This is a genomic window from Novosphingobium sp. ZW T3_23, assembly GCF_044987305.1.
GTDB lineage: Bacteria > Pseudomonadota > Alphaproteobacteria > Sphingomonadales > Sphingomonadaceae > Novosphingobium.
Genome location: NZ_JBJDRF010000023.1, coordinates 14,214 through 36,952 on the forward strand (window position 1 = coordinate 14,214; position 22,739 = coordinate 36,952).

At 65.2% G+C, this 22,739-nt stretch carries 21 protein-coding genes; 14 read left to right on the forward strand and 7 right to left on the reverse strand.

All coding sequences use genetic code 11. From position 1 onward, the window contains the following. Window positions 1-8: 8 nt before the first annotated feature. On the reverse strand, window positions 9-1,187 hold the full coding sequence (locus ACI3K3_RS13155; protein WP_404914350.1) for a MaoC family dehydratase N-terminal domain-containing protein: 1,179 nt from the start codon (window positions 1,185-1,187) through the stop codon (window positions 9-11). Between the two features lie 211 nt (window positions 1,188-1,398). Here ACI3K3_RS13155 and ACI3K3_RS13160 point away from each other — a divergent pair, with 211 nt between their 5' ends. After that, complete coding sequence (locus ACI3K3_RS13160; protein WP_404914352.1) at window positions 1,399-2,193, forward strand: SDR family oxidoreductase; 795 nt, start codon at window positions 1,399-1,401, stop codon at window positions 2,191-2,193. Between the two features lie 257 nt (window positions 2,194-2,450). Next, window positions 2,451-4,205, forward strand: coding sequence for a chloride channel protein (locus ACI3K3_RS13165; RefSeq protein ID WP_404914354.1), 1,755 nt, complete (start codon window positions 2,451-2,453; stop codon window positions 4,203-4,205). 141 nt (window positions 4,206-4,346) lie between these two features. Here ACI3K3_RS13165 and ACI3K3_RS13170 read toward each other — a convergent pair whose 3' ends face one another. After that, complete coding sequence (locus ACI3K3_RS13170; protein WP_404914356.1) at window positions 4,347-6,266, reverse strand: CocE/NonD family hydrolase; 1,920 nt, start codon at window positions 6,264-6,266, stop codon at window positions 4,347-4,349. 321 nt (window positions 6,267-6,587) lie between these two features. Here ACI3K3_RS13170 and ACI3K3_RS13175 point away from each other — a divergent pair, with 321 nt between their 5' ends. Further along, on the forward strand, window positions 6,588-6,785 hold the full coding sequence (locus ACI3K3_RS13175) for a hypothetical protein (protein WP_404914358.1): 198 nt from the start codon (window positions 6,588-6,590) through the stop codon (window positions 6,783-6,785). Between the two features lie 81 nt (window positions 6,786-6,866). Here ACI3K3_RS13175 and ACI3K3_RS13180 read toward each other — a convergent pair whose 3' ends face one another. Further along, on the reverse strand, window positions 6,867-8,240 hold the full coding sequence (locus tag ACI3K3_RS13180; RefSeq protein WP_404914360.1) for a class II 3-deoxy-7-phosphoheptulonate synthase: 1,374 nt from the start codon (window positions 8,238-8,240) through the stop codon (window positions 6,867-6,869). A gap of 191 nt (window positions 8,241-8,431) precedes the next feature. Beyond that, window positions 8,432-11,362, reverse strand: coding sequence for a M16 family metallopeptidase (locus ACI3K3_RS13185; RefSeq protein ID WP_404914362.1), 2,931 nt, complete (start codon window positions 11,360-11,362; stop codon window positions 8,432-8,434). Window positions 11,363-11,551: 189 nt separating this feature from the next. On the opposite strand from ACI3K3_RS13185, the gene ACI3K3_RS13190 reads away from it, so the two are divergent. The 6 genes from ACI3K3_RS13190 (at window position 11,552) to ACI3K3_RS13215 (ending at window position 15,261) form a co-directional block, all read left to right on the forward strand. Continuing rightward, window positions 11,552-12,130 carry a NifU family protein gene (locus ACI3K3_RS13190; RefSeq protein WP_404914364.1) on the forward strand — a complete coding sequence of 193 codons (579 nt, stop codon included), beginning with the start codon at window positions 11,552-11,554 and terminating at the stop codon, window positions 12,128-12,130. 20 nt (window positions 12,131-12,150) lie between these two features. After that, on the forward strand, window positions 12,151-12,825 hold the full coding sequence (tsaB, locus tag ACI3K3_RS13195) for a tRNA (adenosine(37)-N6)-threonylcarbamoyltransferase complex dimerization subunit type 1 TsaB (RefSeq protein WP_404914366.1): 675 nt from the start codon (window positions 12,151-12,153) through the stop codon (window positions 12,823-12,825). Between the two features lie 7 nt (window positions 12,826-12,832). Then, window positions 12,833-13,291: a GNAT family N-acetyltransferase gene (locus ACI3K3_RS13200; protein ID WP_404914368.1), complete on the forward strand. Its 459-nt coding sequence runs from the start codon at window positions 12,833-12,835 to the stop codon at window positions 13,289-13,291. Window positions 13,292-13,474: 183 nt separating this feature from the next. Beyond that, a complete protein-coding gene (locus tag ACI3K3_RS13205) occupies window positions 13,475-13,921 on the forward strand; it encodes a MucR family transcriptional regulator (RefSeq protein ID WP_086492771.1) in 447 nt (148 codons plus the stop codon). 108 nt (window positions 13,922-14,029) lie between these two features. Next, the gene (locus ACI3K3_RS13210; RefSeq protein ID WP_086492770.1) at window positions 14,030-14,467 is read left to right on the forward strand and encodes a Fur family transcriptional regulator; all 438 of its coding nucleotides are present in this window, start codon (window positions 14,030-14,032) and stop codon (window positions 14,465-14,467) included. Window positions 14,468-14,607: 140 nt separating this feature from the next. Continuing rightward, entirely contained in the window at window positions 14,608-15,261 is a 654-nt protein-coding gene (locus ACI3K3_RS13215) for a lysophospholipid acyltransferase family protein (RefSeq protein WP_404914371.1), read from the forward strand. A gap of 71 nt (window positions 15,262-15,332) precedes the next feature. On the opposite strand, the gene ACI3K3_RS13220 is transcribed toward ACI3K3_RS13215, so the two are convergent. Continuing rightward, window positions 15,333-15,995: a hypothetical protein gene (locus ACI3K3_RS13220; protein WP_313438946.1), complete on the reverse strand. Its 663-nt coding sequence runs from the start codon at window positions 15,993-15,995 to the stop codon at window positions 15,333-15,335. Window positions 15,996-16,062: 67 nt separating this feature from the next. Here ACI3K3_RS13220 and ispH point away from each other — a divergent pair, with 67 nt between their 5' ends. From ispH to ACI3K3_RS13240, 4 genes are all read left to right on the forward strand, one after another. Continuing rightward, window positions 16,063-17,052 (forward strand): 4-hydroxy-3-methylbut-2-enyl diphosphate reductase, encoded by a 990-nt coding sequence (ispH, locus tag ACI3K3_RS13225; RefSeq protein ID WP_404914373.1) that lies wholly within the window; start codon window positions 16,063-16,065, stop codon window positions 17,050-17,052. A gap of 17 nt (window positions 17,053-17,069) precedes the next feature. Next, window positions 17,070-18,059 carry a homoserine kinase gene (gene thrB / locus ACI3K3_RS13230; RefSeq protein ID WP_404914375.1) on the forward strand — a complete coding sequence of 330 codons (990 nt, stop codon included), beginning with the start codon at window positions 17,070-17,072 and terminating at the stop codon, window positions 18,057-18,059. Next, window positions 18,056-18,493, forward strand: a complete 438-nt coding sequence (gene rnhA / locus ACI3K3_RS13235) for a ribonuclease HI (RefSeq protein ID WP_404914377.1) — start codon at window positions 18,056-18,058, stop codon at window positions 18,491-18,493. The genes thrB and rnhA overlap by 4 nt, the downstream gene beginning before the upstream one ends. A gap of 88 nt (window positions 18,494-18,581) precedes the next feature. Beyond that, entirely contained in the window at window positions 18,582-19,640 is a 1,059-nt protein-coding gene (locus ACI3K3_RS13240; protein WP_404914379.1) for an FUSC family protein, read from the forward strand. A gap of 188 nt (window positions 19,641-19,828) precedes the next feature. On the opposite strand, the gene ACI3K3_RS13245 is transcribed toward ACI3K3_RS13240, so the two are convergent. Beyond that, on the reverse strand, window positions 19,829-20,920 hold the full coding sequence (locus ACI3K3_RS13245; protein WP_404914381.1) for an NAD(P)/FAD-dependent oxidoreductase: 1,092 nt from the start codon (window positions 20,918-20,920) through the stop codon (window positions 19,829-19,831). 6 nt (window positions 20,921-20,926) lie between these two features. Beyond that, window positions 20,927-21,892: an alpha/beta fold hydrolase gene (locus ACI3K3_RS13250; RefSeq protein WP_404914457.1), complete on the reverse strand. Its 966-nt coding sequence runs from the start codon at window positions 21,890-21,892 to the stop codon at window positions 20,927-20,929. A gap of 137 nt (window positions 21,893-22,029) precedes the next feature. Here ACI3K3_RS13250 and ACI3K3_RS13255 point away from each other — a divergent pair, with 137 nt between their 5' ends. Continuing rightward, a complete protein-coding gene (locus ACI3K3_RS13255; RefSeq protein ID WP_404914383.1) occupies window positions 22,030-22,728 on the forward strand; it encodes a prepilin peptidase in 699 nt (232 codons plus the stop codon). The last annotated feature ends 11 nt before the right edge of the window (window positions 22,729-22,739 follow it).

Consider the following 22,739-nt stretch of genomic DNA (forward strand, 5'->3'; position numbering starts at 1 on the left):
GAGGCCTTTTATAGTGGCAAGGAGACTTGGGCCGTCCCCTTGAGGATCGTGGCGCCGTCCTGCGTCGTCATCCGGGTCTCCACCGTCACCACCGCCATGCCGAAGGCGCTGGTCTCCTGCTTGTCCACCACTTCGGCATCGACGTAAGTCACGTCGCCTTCGAAGGCGGGACTGCGGAACTGGGTCTTGGAGTGCCAGATATAGCCTTCGTGCCCGGCCCAGTAGGCCACGGTGTCGAGGTGCCATGCGTTCATCGACGAGCCATAGCCATAGGCCCCGCCCATGCCGACCTTTTCCGCCTTCTCGGGATTGATATGGCCTGAGCTGGGCCCGTGGAACAGGCCGTCTCCCTGCCTTGGGTCTATCCTGCGGGCCTGGAAATCGTAAGTCATGTCGCCGCCGAAACCGGCATCCTCCTGGGCCGGATCGTGCACTCCTTCCGGCGCGTTCCAGCGCCAGGTGCCCCAGATGTTCTGCCGGTGCGCACGGCATTCCAGCGCGAACGTCACCCGGCTATGCGGCCCGATCACGCGGCGCGGCAGCCTGTCGCCCACGTTCACCGCGCTCCAGCGCGGAGACACGCCGTCACGGCCGGACTTGATCCAGTCCAACCGCACCCGCGCCACCTCGTCCAGTTCGGCCCTGGTCCATAGCTTGGGAGCACGGCTGTCCTTGTCGTAGACCTTGCGACGGTTCGCCTCTTCCACCAGATACCGGATCGAGGTCGCCCGCTCCTTGGCGACGAGAGCGCCGTGCTGGTTGCGATGGACGGTATCGCCGTCGGCAAACATCGTGGGCCCGGCAAAGCCCGTCTCGGCAATGCGATAGCCCGCGAACGTACGCTCCTGCGTCAGCTTGTCACCGGGGCGGACGGGATTTCCGTAAAACCACCATTCCTCTCCCGCGAAGATCAGGTGAGAGCCCGGAATCCGACCGACGCAAGAAGGATGGCAACCGTGTCCATAGTCCATCGCCACGGTGAAGCTCTGCGGCGCCACCAAGCCGCCGAAGCGGCTGGCGCGGGCGAAGTCCTCGTCCCAGTGGAGCGGGTTGGCATAGTCCATCGCCTGCGCCCAGCGGCGGATGTCGGTGGCGTTGCAAGGATCCCAGAACTCGGCGAAGATGACGGGCTTGCCCACCCACTTGTCGACGTCGCTGGTGTCGAGCACCACATCTCCTTCGGCCATCTCGCTCTCCCGCATGGTCTGTTCCCAGCGCTTTTCCATTAGCGCCCGCGCCGTGCCCGGCCGAAGGTGCAGCACTATCGGCAATCCGCGCAAGCCCGCCGCGCCTTCGCGCCGGAGCGATACTTGCCCGGCAGGGGCATTCCCCTGACGCACTGGTGCCGCGATCTGGGCTAGCCCGATGCAAACACGAATCGCGGGAGAATGCTTCGCCATGAAGATCGACAACACGCTGGCCGCCGTGGTCACCGGCGGCGCATCGGGCCTCGGCAGGGCAAGCGCCAGGGCTCTGGCCGAAGCCGGCGTGAAAGTGGCGATCTTCGACATCAGCGAGGAAGCCGGCGAAGCTTTCGCGGCCGAGATCGGCGGCGTGTTCTGCCAGGTGAACATCCTCGACGAAGACAGCGTGGAGGCGGGCTTCGCCAAGGCTCGCGCCGCCCACGGACAGGAACGCGTCGTCGTCCACTGCGCCGTCGTCGCAGGCGGCGGAAAGACCGTCTCCTTCGACAAGGCAACCGGCGGCTTCAAGCGCATGGCCACCGAACAGATCGCGAAAACGGCGGAAGGCGTGTTCACCGCCTCCTACCGTGTCGCCGCGATCGCGGCGCTGGGCATGGCAGGCGCCGATCCGCTGAACGAGGACGGCGAACGCGGCTGCATCATCCTGACCTCCTCCGCCGCCTCGCAGGACGGGCAGATCGGACAGGTCGCCTATGGCGGCGGCAAGGGCGCGGTGAACGCCATGGTGCTGCCGATGGCCCGCGACCTCATGGATCTGGGCATTCGCGTAAACGCGATCCTCCCCGGCACTTTCGCGACGCCGCCGATGCTGCGGGTGAAAGAGATGAACGAGGCGGTCTACGAGGGGCTCGGCAAGGCGGTTCCCTTCCCCAAGCGTCTCGGCAAACCTGAGGAATTCGCCTCGTTCGTGCTGGAACTGGCACGCAACACCTATTTCAACGGCCAGTGCATCCGGCTCGACGGCGGTATTCGCATGCCGCCGAAATGAGCCGCCTGCGGGATTGAAGATTGCGGTTCCAGCGCGACGGGGAGGAAGCTGCTCGTCGTCCCGGACTTGATCCGGGACCGCTGGCCTAGCTTCGCCCAGCTCTCGGAAAAGCGCCTGAAGCACTGCCAGCGGTCCCGGATCAAGTCCGGGACGACGGAGTGCTTTGCCTCTCGCCCTTGGCAGACGCTCGCTTTTCTCCTCCTTCGCTCCGATACCCGCCTTGACAGTCCCGCGCCCGAAAGCGCAATCGATAGACGATGCGACGTCCCGCCGTTAACGCCCTGAAAGCCCTGGTCATCCGCCAGCGGCAGCGCATGCGCGAGAGTGAACTGGCCTTCATCGTGCTCGCCGTGCTGGCGGGCATCGCGGCGGGGTGGCTGACCAACCTCCAGGGCTTCCTGGCCCACGCCCTGCAACAGCTCTTCTACGCGATCGAAGGCAACCGCCTCAGCGCACTCGGCGAAATTCGCCATCCGTGGAGACTGCTGGCTCTGCCCTTCGGCGGCCTGGTGCTGATCGGTCTTGCCTATCTGCTGCGCCGCCGCCGCCGCGCCCCGATCGACGTAGTGGAGGCCAATGCCCTGCACAGCGGACGGATACCGTTCATCGACAACCTCATCATCTCCGCCCAGACCATCATCTCCAACGGCGCGGGCGCCTCGGTGGGGCTGGAGGCGGCCTATGCGCAGATGGGCGGCGGCGTCGCCTCGGTGCTTGGCCAGTGGTTCAAGCTGCGCCGCGCGGATATGCGCACACTGGTGGGAGCCGGCGCGGGCGCCGCCGTGGGTGCGGCCTTCGGCGCTCCGCTGGCCGGTGCCTTCTACGCCTTCGAGATCGTGATCGGCACCTACACGCCTTCTGCCATCGCGCCGGTGATTGCCGCGGCCCTTGGCGCCGCCTTCATCACCCGCGAACTCGGCGTCGAGCCCTACCTGATCGCCGCGTCCAGCGCCCGAAACCTGACGACCGGAGACTATTTCGTCTACGCCGTGCTCGGGCTGGTCTGCGCACTCGTGGGCATCCTGATCATGCGGCTGGTGACCTCTACCGAGATCCACGTCCAGCGCTTCACCCGCTTCGCCCGCTGGAAGCCCCTGGTTGGCGGATTGCTGCTCATGCCGCTCGCATGGATATCGCCGCAGTCCCTCTCGGCGGGACATGGTGCGATGCATCTCAATCTCGCCACCCAGCCCGCGATCCATTTCCTGCTCATGGTGCTGGCGCTCAAGATCGCCGCATCGGTGATCTCCCTGAGCTTCGGCTTTCGCGGCGGCCTGTTCTTCGCCTCGCTGTTCCTGGGCTCGCTGGTCGGCCTGATCTTTGCCGCCGCCGTGCAGATGCTGCCGCTCGGCATCGAACTCGATCCCACCCAGTCCGCCCTCGTGGGGATGAGCGCGCTTGCCGTCTCCATCGTCGGCGGCCCGATGACGCTCGCCATGCTCATGCTGGAGACCACGCACGACTTTGCACTGATGGGCGTGGTGCTGACGGCCTCGCTCGTCTCCAGCGCCTTCACGCGCGAGATGTTCGGTTATTCGTTCTCGACCTGGCGGCTGCACATTCGCGGCTCGATCATCCGCTCTCCGCGCGACATCGGCTGGATGCTCAGCCTCACGGCGGGGCGGATCATGCGCAAGGACTGGATTTCGGCGCCCGCGACGCTCTCCATCGCGGACTTCCGCGCTCGGGTGCCACTGGGTTCTGCCAGCAAGGCAATCCTGCTCGACGCGGACGATCACTACGCCGGGATCGTCACCACGTCTTCGGCCTACAATCCCGAACTGCCGCAGGACGGAGAGATCGGCTCGCTGGCGACCCTGAAGCGCACGACGCTCTCTCCCACCACCGACATCCGCGCCATGATCAAGGCGTTCGACGTGGCGGTAGCGGACGAACTGGCGGTGGTGGACGGCGTCGGCAAAGTCGTGGGCGTGGTGAGCGAACGCCATGCGCGAAGGCGGTACTTCGAGGAGATCGAGTCTTCGCAGCGGGAATTGTTCGGAGAAAGCTGACGGCAGAAGACCGTCGTCCCGGACTTGATCCGGGACCGCTGGCAGTCCTTTAGGCGCAAGCTTGCGGGGGCGAGCCCAGCCGGGAGCCGGGTGACGCGAGGCCAGCGGTCCCGGATCAAGTCCGGGACGACGCCATGTTCGTCAGTCTTGCGCCACCGGCAGCCACACGGCGCTGGCCGCTTCGCCGCCATAGGTCACCGTTTCTGTCGCCTTCACATAGTCGCTCGCCTTGGCTTCCATGATCGAGGGGACCCACGACTGCGGGTTGCGGTCGTAAAGCGGGAACAGGCTCGACTGCACCTGCACCATGATCTTGTGGCCCGGCAGGAACACGTGGTCGACATTGGGCAGAGACCAGCGGAAGGCATAGCCCTTGCCCGGTTCGAGCGGCTGCGGTTTGTCGAAACCGTTCACATAGCGGCCGCGGAAGATCTCGATGCCGATGCCCAGTTGGTAGCCCGCCAGTTGCGGATTGGCGGAATTCTCCTGCGGATAGACGTCGATCAGCTTGACCACGAAGTCGCTGTCGCGGCCGCTGGTGGAGGCGTGGAGTTCGACTTTCGGCGCCCCCTTGATGTGGACGGGCTTGTCGAGCACGCCGGTGGTGTAGCTGAGCACATCCGTACGGCCATCGACGAAGCGCTGGTCATGCACGAGCCAAGTCTTCCACTCCTCGCCCTGCATGTGGACGGGGCGCGGCAGCATCGGCACCGGCTTGGCGGGGTCGGAGACATAGCTGTCGCTTCCCGAACCAGGCTTGCTCCACGAAAGGCCGTAGTTCGCGGCAAGGTAGAGCGGCGTATAGGTGCCTGCGGGCCAGGACGGCGAGACTTCCCAGCGGTTCGTTCCCGTCGCATAAGTCACGACCGGGGGCGTGTCGCATTTCGGAGCGGCGGTCTTGAGGTGGCAGTCGAGGAACGGCTTCATGTAGCCACGGCGGAATTGCGCGCCGGTATCCCCTTCCCACTTGAGCGGGCCCAGTTCGCGCGCCTCGTAGTTGACCTGCGAGTGTCGCCAGGGGCCGATGGCAACGCTCACCATGTCGCTGGGCGTGCCGTTCGCCTTGAGCGCCTGGTAGACCGCCGGGGCGCCGTAGCTGTCCTCCTGGTCCCACTGGCCCACGACCAGCATGGTCGGCACCGTCAGTTTGCGGGCGCCGAGCAGCTTGTCCACTGCCTGCCCCTGCCACCAGGCGTCATAGCTGGGATGCTCCAGCACCTTGCGAACCACCGGCAGGTCAGTGAGGCCGTAAGCCCTGGCATATTCGAGGGCCGAACCGGCTTCGAGATAGGCCTGGTATTCGTCGCCCGTGCCCTTCGGAACCGCGCCGCCGCCCTTCTTGACCGTCTGGCCGAGGTCGTAGTCGAAGCCGAACATGCGGAACGCGCCGTTGTGGAACCAGTCGTCGCCCATCCAGCCATCGACCATCGGGCTCTGCGGCACGGACGCCTTGAGCGCCGGATGCGGATCGATCAGCGCCATGAGCGAGGTGAAGCCAAGATAGGACGAGCCGGTAATCCCGACCTTGCCGTTGCTCTCCTTCACGTTCTTCACCAGCCAGTCGATGGTGTCATAGGCGTCGGTGGCGTGATCGACCCTGGTCTTGTTGAGCGGCCCGCGCAGCGGACGGTTCATCACATAGTCGCCTTCGGACCCGTCCAGCCCGCGCACGTCCTGGTAGACGCGGATATAGCCGTCGTTGACGAAATCCGCGTCCATGACGGGCAGGATTTCCTCGATCTTCTGGCTGCGATTGCGGCTGGTCATGCCGCCGGCATTGTAGGGCGTGCGGCTGAGCAGGATCGGGCCGTCCTGCGTGCCCTTGCGCATGACGATGACGGTGTAGAGCTTCTTGCCATCCCGCATCGGGATCATCGCTTCACGCCGGATGTAGTCTGCCTGAGGGCGCACCCAATCGTACGAGGCGACCTGCTCGTTCATCATCGTGGGTGTCGATACGTCAGCGGCCTGCGCCGAAAGCTGCGCCGCGACAAGCGCGAGCGGTGCAGAGGCGAGGATTGCGGCGGTTCTGAAGGCTGCGGCCCGGATGGTCTTGTTCATGCCTGCGTTTGGTGGCTCGTGCCTTTCGAGCGGTCAAGCGCCGAGATGCCGGATTGCTGCCTTGGCCTTAAGGAAAATCGATTGCCGCTTTAGAGCATTTTCTAATCAGGTGGAATCACCTGATGACTCGGAAAATGCGGCAAACCAGAAACTTAGAGCGGTTGATCCGGTGCAACCGGATCAACCGCTCTAAATCCGCATCACCATGTCGTTCGTCCGATCGAGACAGCCGTTCGCAGATAAGACGTCGATCCGAGCGCGCCGGGCGCGAAATACCCCCTCCACGAACATCCCGGTAGAAGTTCGGATCAGGAGAGGACGGTGGACCAAGCGGAAGCCGAGGAACTGGCGCAGACCCTTGAGGCATGGGCCGCGCTTGCCGATCCCGCTAACGACCTTGCCCTCGGCTCCCGGTCGATGCTCCAGGCGGCTTCGGTAATCCGGCGCCAGGCGGAAATCATCGCGTCCTTGCGCCATGCCTTGCAGCAGGCGAGAGTCCGGGAACGCCTGCTGGACTGACCCCATCAACGAAAAGGGCAGGAAAGCTGTTGCCTCCCCGCCCCCCGATGTTCGTCGAGCAATGTTCCCGAAAGCGACGGATCAGGCCGCCTGCTTCTGCCGCTCGGTCGCTTCCAGGTTGAGCAGGTCTGCCAGCTCGAAAGCGAGTTCGATCGACTGCGCGCCGTTGAGACGCGGGTCGCAATGGGTGTGGTAGCGGTCCTTCAGCGCCTCGTCGGTGATGGCGATGGCGCCGCCGGTGCATTCGGTGACGTCCTGTCCGGTCATCTCGATATGGATGCCGCCCGCGTGCGTGCCCTCTGCCCGGTGGACGGCGAAGAAGCCGCGCACTTCGGCCAGGATGCGGTCGTAGGGACGGGTCTTGAAGCCGGTGTCGGTCTTGATGACGTTGCCGTGCATCGGGTCGCACGACCATACCACCGGATGACCTTCCGCCTTCACCGCGCGCACCAGCTTCGGCAGGCCGGCCTCGACCTTGTCGTAGCCGTAGCGGCTGATCAGCGTCATGCGGCCCGGCTCGCGGCCCGGGTTCAGCGTATCGAGCATCCGCAGCAGCGCGTCGGGCTCAAGGCTGGGTCCGCACTTCATGCCGATCGGGTTACCGACGCCGCGCAGGTACTCGACATGGGCCGAGCCTTCGAAGCGGGTGCGATCTCCGATCCACAGCATATGGGCCGAACAGTCGTACCAGTCGCCCGTCAACGAATCGCGGCGGGTCAGCGCTTCCTCGTAAGGCAGCAGCAGCGCTTCGTGGCTGGTGTAGAATTCGGTACCCTGAAGCTGCGGAACCGAACTCGGGTCCACGCCGCAGGCGGCCATGAAGTCGAGCGCCTCGCCGATGCGATCGGCCATCTGCTCGAACTTCTCGCCCCAGGGGCTGCGGTTGATGTGGTCCATCGTCCACTGGTGCACCTGGCGCAGGTTCGCATAGCCGCCATGCGCGAAGGCGCGCAGCAGGTTCAGTGTCGCCGAGGACTGCGTGTAGGCGCGCAGCATCCGCTCGGGATCGTTGCGACGCGCTTCGGCGTTGCCTTCGATGCCGTTGATGATGTCCCCGAAGTAGCTGGGCATCTCCACGCCGCCCACCATTTCGGTCGGCGCCGAGCGCGGCTTGGCGAACTGGCCGGCCATACGGCCCAGCTTAACCACCGGCTGCTTGCTGGCGAAGGTCAGCACGACCGCCATCTGGAGCAGCACGCGGAAGGTGTCGCGAATGTTGTCGGCGCTGAATTCCGCGAAGCTCTCGGCGCAGTCACCGCCCTGGAGCAGGAAGCCGCGACCGGCGGCGACCTCTGCCAGATCCGCCTTCAGAGCACGCGCTTCGCCCGCAAAGACCAGCGGCGGAAACTTCGCAAGGGTGGCCTCGACCTCGCCCAGCTTCTCCGCGTCGCCATATACCGGAAGATGGCGGGCTTCCTGAGCCTTCCAGCTTTCCGGGGTCCAATTGCTAGCCACGTCACATACTCCCGGCGGTTCCTTCGCCTTCTCTCCCTGCGCCACATGCACAAGGCCAAACCGGCAAGAACCGCAAAACAAGGGGCGCCTTTAGCGCCCCCGAGTAATTTTTGCAAAGCCGGTTTAGCCGATCAGCGTGATCGATTGCGCCCCGGCGTAGTTTTCACGGCCATGCGATGAAACGGCGAGCATTACTTCGCCGCCACCGCGCCCACGGCCTTGCTTTCCGGCATGACCTCCAGCCTCCACGAGTTGTTCGTCCCGAGATAACGGGCGGCGAGCGCCTGCATCTGCTGCGGGGTGGTGGCCGTGTAGTCGTAAAGGATCGTGCGGACGGTGCCGATCCGCGAGGGATCGTAAGTCGCCCCTTCGAGCTGGCCCATGAAGAACGAAGTGCTGGATGCCGCGCGCGTCACCTGCTGGCGCATCGGTTCGGTGACAAGCGCCAGTTCCTGCGCGGTCGGCGGATTGTTGATGAGGTTCTGCGCGATCTCGTCGGCGGTCTGGAAGAACACCGTGGTGGACTTCGGATCGAGCTGCGCCATGGCAGTGATCGAACCCCCCGCCGCCAGGTCGACCGGCCACTGCGAATAGACGTAAGGCGCATAAGACACGCCCAGCTTCTCGCGCACGGCATCAAGCAGGCGGTTGGTGAACAGCTGCGTGAGGATTTCGAGCTGGCGCGATTCGCGGATGCCCACGGAACCACCGCCGGTCGGCCAGGAGATCACGGCAGCTGCCTGATCCGGATCGCCGTGGTGCTTGAGGACGATCGGAACATCCGAAGGCTTGGGCACGGTAACCGCCGCCGGATCGGCCGTGGATGGCGCCGGCGTGCGCGCCTTCAGGGCGCCGAAGGTCTTTTCCAGCGCCGTGATCGTCGAAGCCTTGTCGAAATCGCCGTAGATCTGCACTTCGACCGGGCCGCTGGTGAGAGCCTTGCTCCACACCTTCTTGAAGCCGGCGGCCGTCGTCTTTTCGATCGCCTCGGGCTTGGGCGTGGCGAAGCGGGGATCCTGTCCGCGCTGATAGAACTCCAGATCGCGGTTCAGCACGCCCTGGGGCGAGGTGGCATAAGTGGCGTACTGGATCTTCGCGGCGGCCTTCGCGCGGACCAGCGGCTGCGGATCCCAGCGCGGCAGGTCGAGCTTGGCGGCGAAGAGATAGAGCTGGTCGGCCAGATCCTGCGGGCGGGTTTCCGCCTGGAACTGGAAGCTGGCATCCTGCACCTCGAAGTCGAAGCCCATCTTGCGCCCGGTGGAGATGCGGTCGAGGTCTTCCTGGCCGAGCGTGGCGAGGCCCGAGCCGACGAGCGCGAATTCGCCAAGCGCAATGTAGGGCGCATCCTGCGGCGCGATCGAACGCTTGCCGCCGCCGAAACGAACCTTGACGGTAACCCGGCCCGGTTCCTCCTGAACCGGCCAGAGCAGCGCCTTGACGCCATTTGCGAATGTCAGTTGCTCGATGTCGAGCAGGCCAGTCGGGGTCTGCGCGGTGGCCTTGTGCGGTGCGCCGATCGCAGGAAGCTTCTCGAACGACACCGGCTTCTCGTTGCCTGCGGTGCGGACCGAAGCGTCGGGCTTGATCGGCTGGAGCAGCGCGGTGCGCAGCGTTTCGTCGGTAGCACCGTCCTGCTTCTGAGTGGTGAACAGCGCGCGTGTGACCGTGCCGTTGAACAGCTGCTGCGTGTGCTTGAGCACGTCCGCAGGCGTGAACAGGTGCTTGGATTCGCGGAAGATGCGCAGCACGTCGTTCGGCGCGGCCACCGTCTCACGGATGTCGAGGGCATTGACCATGTCGTCGGCCAGCTTCGATCCCGGAAGGATGCGCTGCTGTTCGACCGGCACCTGGAAGGCCACGTCCAGCTCGGCCACCTCGCGGTCGATCTCGGCCTGCGTTGGCGGTTTCGTCATGGCATCGGCGATCACCGCGCGGACATCGCGCAGCGCTGCCTGCCAGTCTTCTCCGAGCGGCGTCACCGACACGAAAGTGGCATCGGCCGAGCGCGAGACATCGTCCTGGTTCACCGATGCGGAAAGGAAGCTGCCCCCTGCGCGCGCCTTGGATTCCAGGCGGCGATTGATGACGGCCTGGGCGATCGAATCGACCATCAGGCCCTGATTGTAGACGACATTGTCGGTGACCTGGCGCCAGGGCCGCAGGATCGCATACATCAGCGACGGCGGCAGGTCGGGCTCGACCAGCACCTTGGTTTCGCCGATCGGGTTCCTGGCATCGGCGCCCTTCGGCGCCACCGGATCGCCGAAGCTGGGCGCCGTGCTCAGCTTTCCGCTGGCCTTCCAGTCGGAGAACCACTTCTTCACGTAGCTTTCCAGCGTGGCCGGATCCGCATCGCCGGCGACGATCACGGCGACGTTGTCCGGGCGATACCAGCGCGAATAGAAAGCCCGCACCGAGTCCGGCGTCGCGGAAGTAAGCGTCTCTACGGTGCCGATAGGCTCGCGAACCGAGAGCGGCTGCCCGGCGTAGAGCGTCTGCTGCATCGCGTCCTGCACGCGCTTCGCCGCCCCGCCGCGCTCGCGCATTTCAGCAAGAACGATCGGCAGGTCCGATTTGAGGTTGGAAGCCGAGAGCGTGGGCGCCGTCACCATGCCGCTCATCAGCTTGAATGTCTCGTCCAGAGAGGTCGGCGTGGCATTGGGCAGGTCGAGCTTGAACACCGTCTGCGTGGTGGAGGTGACTGCATTGGTATCGCTGCCGAAAGTCGCGCCCAGGCGCTGGAAGGCGGCGATCGCCGTGCCCTCGGGGATATATTTCGACTGCCGGAACAGCATGTGTTCCAGCAAGTGCGCATAGCCCCGCTCCGAATCGGTTTCGTAAAGCGAACCGGCATCGACGCGGATACGGATGGACACCTGCCCCGGCGGCACGCCGTTGCGGCGCACCGCATACTTCAGGCCGTTGGAAAGTTCGCCGAAATGCCACTCCGGATCGCGCGGAATGTCGCTGCCGCGATAAAGCCACGGATCGCGATCGCCGGGCAGCGTTTCCGGTGCCGGAGCCGGCGCGTTCGGCACTTGCGCGAGAACGGACTGAACCGGGAGGGGAGCCAGCAGAAGCAAGCAGGCGAGCGAGCGGGCGGCGCGCGAAGATTTCGTCATCGGGAGGGGTATAGGTTCCGGTTCGATTAAGGGCCAGTGAATAGCGCCAATGGATGGTGGGCGGCAGTTCCGGGATGGAAAGTCGCGGCGTGAAATGAGCGAGAACGCAGCCTTGTTCCCGCCTCGCGCAAAGTCAATTGCACCTTGTGGACTTGACCCTATCTCACCAACACCTAAATCGCGTGGATCATGTTCATCGAAACCGAAGCCACGCCCAACCCCGCCACGCTCAAGTTCCTGCCCGGACGGCAGGTCATGACGGCCGGCACCCGCGAATTCACCTCGCCAGAGGACGCCGAGGCCTCGCCGCTGGCGCAGGCGCTGTTCGACCTTGGCGACGTCACGGGCGTATTCTTCGGCCAGGGCTTCGTTTCCGTCACCGCCGCGCCCGGCGTGGAATGGTCGGACCTCAAGCCCCAGGTCGTCTCGATCCTGCTGGATCACTTCGTTTCGGAAGCGCCGCTCTTTGCCGGCGGCGATGCCAGCGGCTTCTCGGTCCCGATCGAGGACGAGGCTGACTATGGCGACGATCCCGCCGATGCCGACATCGTCGAACAGATCAAGGAGCTGATCGAAACCCGCGTGCGTCCCGCCGTTGCCAACGACGGTGGAGACATCGTCTATCGCGGTTATCGCGATGGCGTGGTCTATCTCGCCATGCAGGGTGCCTGTTCGGGCTGCCCCTCGTCCAGCGCCACGCTGAAGCATGGCATCGAGAGCCTGCTGAAGCACTACGTTCCCGAAGTCACCGAAGTCCGCGCGGCCTGACCGCCAAAGGGACGGTGATCATGAAAGGGACTACGGGGGAGGCTTTCGACGGCCGGACACTGGTGATCGACAGCGCGACCGAAGCCTGCTCGGTCGCGCTTTTCGATGGCGAAACCCTGCTCGCGGGCGATTTCCGCATGCTCGGGCGCGGTCACGCCGAAGCGCTGGTGCCGATGATCGCCGCCCTGCCCGATCGGGGCCGGGCCGGACGCATCGTCGTCGCGCTTGGTCCCGGCAGCTTTACCGGCGTGCGCGTGGGCCTTGCCGCCGGGCGCGCCCTGGCGCTGGCCTGGGGCTCGAACGTGCTCGGTTATTCCACGCTTTCCCTGGTGGCGGCCATCGCGCGCGATCAGATGGCTGGCGAAGGGGCGGGCGCCGTCCCCATCGGCGTCGCCATGACCGGCGGCCACGGCGAATGGTTCGTACAAGCCTTTGCCGCCGACGGGACGCCCGGAAATTCGCTTGCCTCGCTGCGCCCCGACGCCGCAGCCGAGATGGTCGAGGACGTCATCGCCGGCACCCAGGCAGAGGCGCTGGTCGCGGCACGGGGCAGCGGTACGGCGCTGCCGATCTGGCCCGACGCCCGCGCTTTCCCGCTGCTGCCACCCAAGGCCCTGTCAGCCGACATCCGCCCGCTCTATGGCCGCGCGCCCGACGCGCGCCTGCCAGGCGGACGCCCCGGACCGCAGGTCTGACCTACGGATGATCGACGATCTCGACCGGATCATGGCAGTCATGGCCAGTTCCTTCGATCCGGCATGGGGCGAAGCGTGGAACCGCCGGCAAGTGGAAGATGCGCTCGCCTTCGGCAACTGCCACTATTTCCTGATCTCCGTCGAAGGAAAAGCCGTTGTCGAACCGGAAGCCGCGGCGGGCTTTTCGCTATCCCGCACCGGATACGAGGAAGAAGAACTGCTGCTTCTGGCCGTGGCGCCCGAATATCGCCGGCTGGGACTTGGTCGATCCATACTGGATGCGCTTAAACTTGCCGCCGCCGGACGCGGAGCTAAACGCTTGCTGCTGGAGATGAGAAAAGGAAATCCGGCACAATCGCTTTATTCCGGATTCGGCTTTTATCAGATCGGTGAACGCAAGGAATACTATCGTACACCGGCGGGCAATAGAATCGACGCACTTACCTTTGCTTGCGATATAGTCTGAAATATACGCATAGCCTCCAAGACACTCAAAATATTGCTCATCCTCTTTGCCGTTACAACTGTCGCAAATAGGGACGACTTTGAATCGATCTTGAACTTTAGGTCAAAATGGTTCAGAGCAAACGGGCAGGCCTTAAATGGCCGCCGATTCCAGAAATGGTCGCAATAAAGAGGTCGTAAAATAATGGAAAACATCCAGGCTGATGCCAACGAGACGTTGATCACGCTCACGTCAGACATCGTCGCCGCCCACGTCAGCAACAACAGCGTCGGCGTCGAAGATCTTCCCGCACTCATCACCAATGTCTACGGCGCCCTCGCCGGACTTGGCGGTGCGCCCGTCGTCGAAGAAGAAAAGCCGGAACCCGCCGTTTCGGTTCGCGCTTCGGTCAAGCCGGACTACATCGTCTGCCTTGAAGACGGCAAGAAGCTGAAAATGCTGAAGCGCCACCTGATGACGCACTATAACATGACCCCGGAAGAGTATCGCGCGCGCTGGAACCTGCCCGCGGACTATCCGATGGTCGCTCCCAACTATGCCGAGAAGCGCCGCGAACTGGCCAAGAAGATCGGCCTGGGCCGCAAGCCCAACGCGCGCCGCGGCCGCAAGCCCAAGACGGTCGCCGCATAAGGCGTCCAACGAGAAACGTCGGTCTTCCCGATCGACGTTCTGCGGTTGTGATTATGGGCACGGCAGCCTATCTAGGTTGCCGTGCCTTTTCATTGATACGGGTCAAACGTGCATCAACCTATCGACCTCGAAGCGCTCTGCGCTGAACGCGGCCTTCGGATCACCGAACAGCGCCGCATCATTGCCCGAGTGCTTTCCGAGAGTACCGACCACCCCGATGTGGAGAAGCTCCACGAACGCGCCACCGCGCTGGATCCGGGTATCTCGATCGCCACCGTCTACCGCACCGTGCGCCTCTTCGAGGAAGCCGGCATTCTGGACCGCCATGATTTCGGTGACGGTCGCGCCCGCTACGAAGCGGCGCCGGAAGCGCATCACGACCACATGATCGACGTCGAATCCGGCCAGGTGATCGAATTCGTCGATCCCGAGCTTGAATCGCTTCAGCGCCAGATCGCGGAAAAGCTCGGCTTCCGTCTGGTCGACCACCGCATGGAACTCTTCGGAGTGCGGATCGACCGCGAGGAAGGCGAAAAGCGCAAGTGAACGCCGAGGCTGCGGCCAAGGCTTCCTTCATGAAAAGGCGGATCGCACCCTGGGCATGGCCCTTGGTAGCGGTCCGCCTTTTGTGTTTGCTTGTGCTGCTGGCGACATGCGTCCCCGCATATTATCTTTTCGCTCCCGTCGTGAAGCGCAATCCCGTGCCGCCGTTCTTCCTGAAGCTGGTAGGTGTCATCAGCGGACTTCGCGTCGCAGTGGAAGGTACGCGCTCCCGCTCGAACACCTTCTTCCTTGCCAATCATGTAAGCTGGCTGGATATCCCCGCGCTATCGGGCGTCACGCGAACCGCCTTCGTCGCGCATGACGGGCTGGCCGGATTTGCGCCTCTGCGCTGGCTTTGCGCGCTCAACGATACCATCTTCATCGCACGCCATCGCCGCAGCACGGTTTCCGCGCAAGTGGAGCAGGTCCGCCAGGCACTGCGGGAAACGGGCGCGCTGACGATCTTCCCCGAAGGCACCACCTCCGACGGCATCACGCTGCTGCCGTTCAAGTCGTCGCTACTATCCGCCATCGGCACGGACGACGCGGACATCGCCGCCCAGCCGGTCTGGATCGACTACGGCAGCGAAGCGGCCGAGATCGCCTGGATCGGCGATGAACCGGGCCTCGACAACGCGCTGCGCATTCTCGCGCGCCCGAAGCCGCTCAGGGTCACCCTGCACTTCCTGAAGCCGCTGGACGAAGCGGATCGGCGGGACCGCAAGGCTCTGGCGCGCGGCGCCCAGGAAGCGATCGGACAAGCGATGAAAAACCGCAGGGAATGCGGCGAGCCATAGGCATCGCCGCATCGCATAGGGCTCCGGAGCGCTCCGGGCCTCTATCATTCCGAAGCCGTGGGAGCAGGCCCTCAGCGTGTGGCGTTGTAGGCCAGTTGCGCCTCGTCGAGCTGGAAGCCGATCAGCACTTCGAAGCTCGAACGGGCGACGGCGGCCTTGACAGTGGGATCCGACAGCGGATCGACGGCGGCATCGGCATCGCCGGCCTTGCGCTTGCGCGTGATCTTCTCGCGGATGTCAGCAGGCAGCGTGGCGGCGGCACGGTCGATGAAGGCCGATCCCGTGGCATGGGCCTGCGCACGATCCTGACCATCCGCGAAAGTGAGCGTGACACGGCCGACGCGCTTGGAAACCACCGCGCTTCCGCCCTGGAGGACCGAGACGAAGAACGGCAAGGTGACCTGACGAGCGCCCTGCTTGTCGTTCCGGCGCGCCAGCACGTCGAACTCAACCTTGGCGAAGACCTTGTCACCCCCCTGTTCGTTGCAGACGGTGCGCACGTTCGTCATGGCCGCTTCCAGGTCGATATTGGCGGCGGTGCGATCATTCGGGGCGCGGAACAGCGTCATGTCGCCGGTATAGTCGGGAATCCCGACAGCCGGACAGGCAGACCGCACGGCGGTGATGCCCACGCCCGAATCGACCACGATCTCTCCCTTCTTGGCGCAACCGCTCAGCGCGGACACCGCGGCGGCGGAGCAGAGGACAGTGGCAGTCAGGCGGCGTGCATTCATCGTGAGGTTCCTCGAAGACGTCGGCTTGCCCTAGCGGTGCGAGCGGCAAAGCGCTAGAGCCCCATTCATGAACGCGCCCTTTCCGTCTCCGAACCCGCCCCGTTCCGGCAACCCACGTTCTGGAACGCCTCTTCGCCTGTTGATCGCGGCACCACGCGGTTTCTGCGCAGGCGTGGACCGCGCGATCGAAATCGTGGAGCGGGCGATCGAAATCTACGGCGCCCCGGTCTACGTTCGGCACGAAATCGTTCACAACAAGTACGTGGTGGACAATCTCAAGGCCAAGGGCGCGGTCTTCGTGGAAAGCGTGGACCAGGTGCCGGATGGCGTGCCGGTGATCTTCTCCGCCCACGGCGTGCCCAAATCGGTGCCGGCCAAGGCCACGGCCCGCGGGCTCGACTGGCTGGATGCGACCTGCCCGCTGGTCAGCAAGGTCCACCGTCAGGCGGAACGGCAGATTGCGGACGGTCGCCACATCCTGTTCATCGGCCATGCCGGCCATCCGGAAGTGATCGGCACGTTCGGTCAGGTTCCCGAAGGCAACATGACCCTGATCGAGACGGTGGAGGATGTCGCCACCGTCGATGTTCCGTCGGATTGCGAACTTGCCTATCTGTCGCAGACGACGCTGTCGGTGGACGATACCGCCGGGATCATCGCCGCGATCCAGACACGCTTTCCCCAGGTGGTGGCACCCAAGCAGGAAGACATCTGCTACGCGACGTCCAACCGTCAGGCGGCAGTCAAGCAGATCGCCCCCGATTGCGAACTCGTGCTGGTGATCGGATCGCCCAAAAGTTCGAACTCGCTGCGCCTCGTCGAAGTGGCGGAACGTGCCGGCTCGCGCGGCCAGATGATCCAGCGCGCCGCAGACATCGAACCGGAATGGCTGGCAGGCATTGCAACGCTGGGCCTGACCGCCGGCGCCTCGGCGCCGGAGGAACTGGTCAACGAAGTGATCGCCCGGATCAAGGAACTGCGCGAAGTCGAATCCGAGGAACGGGTGACCGCAGAGGAGACCATCACGTTCAAGCTGCCGCGCCAGCTCGCCCGCTGAAGGAATCCAGTAGAGTCATGGCAGTCTATACCCGACTTGGCGCGGAAGAAATGTCCGCGATCGTCGAGACGTTCGACGTCGGCACGCTGGTTTCGGCCAAGGGCATCGCAGAGGGCGTGTCCAACAGCAACTGGCTGATCGAGACGCAAGACGCAGAAGAAGCCCGGCGCTTCATCCTCACCGTCTACGAGAGCCGGACGGACGTTTCCGAACTGCCGTTCTTCCTCGACCTGCTGGACCATCTCGCCGCACGCGACTGCCCGGTGCCGCGCACCATGCACGACCGCGACGGCGCCAGCCATCGCTTCATCGGCGAAGGCGAGAACCGCAAGGCACTGGCGCTGATCGAGTTCCTGCCCGGCGTTTCCGTTTCCGAGCCGACCCCCGCCCAAGCCCGCGCGGTGGGCGCGGCGCTGGCGCAGATCCACCTCGCCGCGGCGGACTTCGGACGATCGCGCGCGAACTCGCTGGACCTGCCGGCATGGCAGCAACTGCTGGGCGACTGCACGCGCGAAGGGCTGGAATCGATAGACCCGAACCTCGGCGCACTTGTCGAACGAGAATTGGCCCGATTGGGCGGAAATTGGCCCTCGGACCTGCCGAGCGGCGTGATCCATGCCGATCTCTTCACCGACAACGTACTGATGCTGGGGAGCAGGGTCACCGGGCTGATAGACTTCTACTTCGCCTGCACCGATCTGCTGGCCTATGACGTCGTCGTCACCCACACGGCCTGGTGCTTCAGCAATGACGGCACGCAGTTCCTCCCCGAGCTGTCGCGCGCCCTGATCGAAGGGTACGAAGCCGTCCGCCCGCTCTCCGATGCCGAGCGCGCCGCCCTGCCGCTGCTGGCGCGCGGTGCGGCGATCCGCTTCCTGGCAACCCGCGCCTACGACTGGCTGAACACGCCGGAAGACGCCCTCGTCACGCCCAAGGATCCCATGGCTTTCGCCCGCCGTCTCGAATTCTATGCCGATCCGGCCAATTCCGGTATTTTCGCGGCATGAAGCAGGTACAGATCTTCACCGATGGCGCCTGCAAGGGCAATCCCGGTCCCGGCGGCTGGGGCGTGCTGCTGCGCATGGGCGTCCACGAAAAGGAGATGTCGGGCGGCGAGCCCGACACCACCAACAACCGCATGGAGATGACGGCCGTCATCAAGGGCCTCAATGCCCTTACCGAGCCTTGCGAGATCACGCTCCAGACCGACAGCAAGTACGTGATCGACGGGATCACCAAGTGGGTCCACGGCTGGAAAAAGAAGGGCTGGGTCAACGCCAGCAAGCAGCCGGTGCGCAATGCCGATCTCTGGCATGACCTGATCGAGGCGGTCGCCCGCCACAAGGTCCACTGGGAATGGGTGCGCGGCCACTCCGGCCACGCAGAAAACGAACGCGTGGATAAGCTCGCCAGCGACGCGGCGGTCGCCGCCGGAAAGTAGCGGGAGCGCGCTGCTGCCTGCTCCCGAACCTCGCTTCCCCTCATCGACCGTCATCCGCGGCCGTCTACGCGAGGAAGCGCGCGCCCTCGTGACGCCGGGCCCGCGCATGGCGGACGAGTGGGCCTGCGTCGCGTCGGTCATGCTGGCGATCCTCTTCGCGCATCTGATCGGCGCGAAAGTGGTGGCCTGGGCGGCGTTCACCGCCTTCGTCCTCCTCAAGAGCGAAACCGCCGAGACGCTCCTGCGCGGTGCGATGCGTATCGCCGGCACCGCGATCGGATCGCTGCTGGCGCTTGCGATCGTGCCCTATGCCGCCCATTCCCTGCCCCTCGCCATGGTCAGCGCCGCGCTGGTGGGCGCGGTCGGCCTCTACGGCATGATCACCGCGCGGCGCGCCTATGCCTGGCTGCTGTTCGGCCTGACTTTCGAGATGATCCTGCTCGACAAGCTGGAGCACCCGGACCTCGACACCATCCACTTCGCGCAAACGCGTATGCTGGAAGTGATCGCCGGTACCGCCGCCTGCGTCATCGTGAGCCTTTGCGCCGCCACGCTTGCGGGCAGGAAATGGCTGGCCGGTCGAAAGCCCGCGCCGGACCGGATGAAGTGGCACCCTCACGCCGCGCGCCATGCCGTCCAGGCCGGGATCGCCATCGCCGTGCTGCCGGTGCTGCACGCCCTTTTCCAGCTGCCGCAGATGGCCCAGGCCGCCGTTACCGTGATGGCGGTGATGATCGTTCCCGTCAGCGGCATCGGCGCGAGCGGTTTCGCCCCCGTTACCCGCCGCCTGTTCCAACGCACGCTGGGCTGTCTCGCGGGCGGCGCGCTGGGACTGGCGGTGCTCCTGCTCGCCCAGGGCAGCGCGCCGGTGCTGATCGCAGGCACTTGCCTCGGTATCGTGATCGGCAGGCATATCGAGAATGGCCTGCCCAACGTGACCTACCTCGGGCTCCAGTTCACCCTCGCGGTGCTCGTCGTGCTCGTACCAGATTCCTATGCCGACGCAGAGATCATGCCTGCGGTGCACCGGCTGGTGAGCATCTTCGTGGGCATGGCCGTGCTGGAGCCGGTTCTGCTGGCCTGGCACTTCGTTGCGCCGGGGCGGAAGGGTAGCGTGACGGGTCCGCAGGCTGAGAATAACGAGTGAAGGAAAGGAAAAGCAGGGGAGCTTAGCCCCCCTGCACCCCCGGGACTGTCGAAGTCACGCGGACCGACAGCCTTGTGCGCCCACGGCAGCGTCGGGAGACTTATTGGCTGCGCCGCAAGGAGCGCACTACCAATAGGCGGCGCGCAACATCGACATTCCGAGGGTCTGGGGGATCATCCCCCAGGACTTCACTTCCCTAAAAGCCGTCCCGCCCCAAACGGCTCAGGATCAACCTCACCCATCACCTCCCCCAACAACAGCCCCGCCCCCAGCACGGCAGCAGCAGGGGCAGTCTGAATGCCGAAGCCGCCCTGCCCGGCGAACCAGAAAAACGCACCGTCCTGCGGATCGAAACCGTAGACCGGCAGCCGGTCCGGCGCAAAGGAGCGCAAGCCCGCCCAGCGATGCTCCACGCGCAGGACCGGCCGATCGACCACTTGCTCGAACCTGTCGATCGCCAGCGCGACGTCGATTTCCTCTGGCGCGGCGTCGCAGGGAGAACTGGGCGTCTCGTCATGCGGGCTCAGCCAAAGGCGGCCGCTTTCGGGCTTGAAATAGAACCCGCCCGCGACATCGAGAACCAGCGGCAAGCTATCCGGCGCGAGGGGCTCGATCGCGACTTGTGCAATGGTGCGACGATAGGGCGCGACGCCCAGCGGCCTGATGCCGGCTTTGCGCGCGACCGGATCGGCCCAGGCGCCTGCCGCGTTTACCAGCACGTCGCAACCGATCCGGCGACCATCGGCCAGCGTGAGCGACCAACCGCCCGAAACGCGCGTGGCAGCTGCAAGGCCCGCGCGGCACCATAGCGCCACGCCCGCTTTGCGCGCGGTGGCGAGGTAGTGCTGGTGAAGCGCCGCCACGTCGATGTCGCAGGTGCTGGGCTCCAGCACGCCGCAGGTCCATTCCGGCTTGAGATCGGGAATGCGTGCCGCGATCTCGGCACGGTCCAGCCGCTCTACCGCAATGCCGACCCCGCCGTAGGTCTGCGCAAAAGCAGCGATCTCGCGCTCCTGTCCGGTCCGGCCGATCGTCAGCGCGCCGCGTGGCGTGAGGACGCCCAGACGGTGCAGTTCGGGGCCTGAGGCGGTGGTCAGCGGCTTGACCTGCGGGCCGCCGTAGCTCTCCGTCCAGAATGCCGCCGAACGACCCGTCGCATGGTAGCCGGGGCTCTCCTCGGCCTCGATCACAAGCACGCGCGCCTGCTTTCCGAGCCGGGCGGCCAGCGAAGCGCCCGCCATGCCGGCGCCTACCACTACGATATCGAACCTCGCATCCATAGGGGGTCAGCCCCTAACGGGCGCGGTCCGGTTCAGGAAGTCCCGAATGGTCGCGAGTGCCCGATCACGCACCGGATCGCTCTCGCGCAGGATTTCGTGCCGGGCTTCGTGCCCGAAGGCGATCAGCTCGGCCCGGGGCAGCCTGCGCGCGGCGCGCCGGATCGCCGGCCAGGAAACGAGCCCGTCATAGCGGGTGGCCAGCAGCAGTACCGGCACCTTCACCGCTTCCAGCGCGCCTTTGGCTTCGAGCAGACCGATCGAGGCCAGCGCCCGTTCGATCCAGCCCCAGCTTGCCGGCCCCATGACGATGCCCGGCCGCCGTTCGCGCCACCAGTCCTCATCGGCGTAACGGGCCTTGTCATGCGTGAGCAGCCGCGACCGGGCATGCGGAAGAAGCTCCGGCTTCTCGCTGTGCTTCCAGGCCGGACGACGCGAATCGCCCAGCCCGACGATTCCGCGCGCGACGGTGTGGAGCAGCCCCGACGGCACCCACGCGGGGTGGATGCCCAGCATCGGCGCGGAGAGCACAAGCGAATCCGGCCGGACCTTGCCCTGCGCGACAGCCCGCAGCGCGAGATGTCCGCCCATCGAATGGCCCACGAGCACATGCGGCCCCGGCCGTTCGGCGGTCCATGCATTCCAGAAGGCCGCGAGATCCTCGACCCACAGGTCGAAGTCGGGAACGTGTCCGGTCGTCGCGTCGAAACCGAGACGGCCGCTGAGCGCCTGCCCGCGCCAGTCGATCGAACTGACCGACCAGCCCTCGAGGTGCCACTGCTCCAGCGTTTCCAGCCACTTTTCGTAGCAGTCCCCGCGCCCCGGCAGGAACAGGATCGAGCCACGCGTTCCGGCTACCGGCCAATCGATCCGGCGCAGGGGCTCCGGTCCGCTCGGGCCGGTCCAGAAACTCTCGACGACGCCTTCGGGGATCGCCCGACGCGCCTTGGCGGCCTCGCGTGCGATGTCGCTCAAGGACGGCGAAGGATGGCTGGAGACGGGCTTGCTCTCGGTTGCGGGAATGGTCACCTGGCTGACTTGGGCCTCGATACTTGGTTACTGTTTCGTAAGCGGTATCCGCTAGATCGTGCCCCGGACCTAGGGGAAACACGATGCCGGGCGGAGCCTTTTCGTATGCATTGCTGCTGGCATTGGCAATCGCCCTGCTGGTCGCAGCCTTCACCGATCTCAAGCGCCGCGAGATAGACAACGCCCTCAATCTCGCGATCGCCCTGGCCGCGCCGCTATGGTGGTGGTCGATGGGATTCGGTTGGAGCGCGGTCGCCTGGCAGGTCGGGCTCTGCGTGATCACTTTCGCCGTGGCCTGCGTTCTTTTCGCCCTGCGCCAGATGGGCGGCGGCGACGTCAAGCTGCTCACGGCGCTGGCGCTCTGGTTTGCACCGGCGCACTTCGGGCAGGTGATCGTGCTCATGGCGATGATCGGCGGCGGCGCCTCCATCGCCATGGCCGCGTTCAACATGGAGCGGGTGCGGGGCGAGACCGTTCGCGATGCGATCGGCTGGATCGTCGCGATCGGCTGGGTCCTGCTGGCGGGCAGCATCGTCCATGCTCTGGCGATGCACCGACCGTTGATTTCGCCGCAGCGACTGGAGGCCATCCATCACGCGATACCGCAGACCTGGATGCTGGCCGTCGGGGCGCTCGTACTGGTCGCGCTGTTTCTCTTCGGGTTCCGCCATATCATGCGCCGCCAGAAGTCGCGCCTGCCGATCCCCTACGGTGTCGCCATTTCGGCCGCCGCGCTCTGGGTGATCGCCGAACACACGCTGTTCACGCAGGTTTCTGGATGAACTCGATTTTA

Excerpts from the sequence above, each read along its gene's own strand:
- ACI3K3_RS13205 (WP_086492771.1), top strand. The coding sequence starts at position 13,475 with ATGGAAAACATCCAGGCTGATGCCAACGAGACGTTGATCACGCTCACG.
- ACI3K3_RS13170 (WP_404914356.1), bottom strand. The coding sequence starts at position 6,266 with ATGAACAAGACCATCCGGGCCGCAGCCTTCAGAACCGCCGCAATCCTC.
- ACI3K3_RS13190 (WP_404914364.1), top strand. The coding sequence starts at position 11,552 with ATGTTCATCGAAACCGAAGCCACGCCCAACCCCGCCACGCTCAAGTTC.
- ispH (WP_404914373.1), top strand. The coding sequence starts at position 16,063 with ATGAACGCGCCCTTTCCGTCTCCGAACCCGCCCCGTTCCGGCAACCCA.
- ACI3K3_RS13255 (WP_404914383.1), top strand. The coding sequence starts at position 22,030 with ATGCCGGGCGGAGCCTTTTCGTATGCATTGCTGCTGGCATTGGCAATC.
- ACI3K3_RS13165 (WP_404914354.1), top strand. The coding sequence starts at position 2,451 with ATGCGACGTCCCGCCGTTAACGCCCTGAAAGCCCTGGTCATCCGCCAG.
- ACI3K3_RS13160 (WP_404914352.1), top strand. The coding sequence starts at position 1,399 with ATGAAGATCGACAACACGCTGGCCGCCGTGGTCACCGGCGGCGCATCG.
- ACI3K3_RS13155 (WP_404914350.1), bottom strand. The coding sequence starts at position 1,187 with ATGGCCGAAGGAGATGTGGTGCTCGACACCAGCGACGTCGACAAGTGG.
- tsaB (WP_404914366.1), top strand. The coding sequence starts at position 12,151 with ATGAAAGGGACTACGGGGGAGGCTTTCGACGGCCGGACACTGGTGATC.
- ACI3K3_RS13200 (WP_404914368.1), top strand. The coding sequence starts at position 12,833 with ATGATCGACGATCTCGACCGGATCATGGCAGTCATGGCCAGTTCCTTC.
- ACI3K3_RS13245 (WP_404914381.1), bottom strand. The coding sequence starts at position 20,920 with ATGGATGCGAGGTTCGATATCGTAGTGGTAGGCGCCGGCATGGCGGGC.
- thrB (WP_404914375.1), top strand. The coding sequence starts at position 17,070 with ATGGCAGTCTATACCCGACTTGGCGCGGAAGAAATGTCCGCGATCGTC.
- ACI3K3_RS13185 (WP_404914362.1), bottom strand. The coding sequence starts at position 11,362 with ATGACGAAATCTTCGCGCGCCGCCCGCTCGCTCGCCTGCTTGCTTCTG.
- rnhA (WP_404914377.1), top strand. The coding sequence starts at position 18,056 with ATGAAGCAGGTACAGATCTTCACCGATGGCGCCTGCAAGGGCAATCCC.
- ACI3K3_RS13220 (WP_313438946.1), bottom strand. The coding sequence starts at position 15,995 with ATGAATGCACGCCGCCTGACTGCCACTGTCCTCTGCTCCGCCGCCGCG.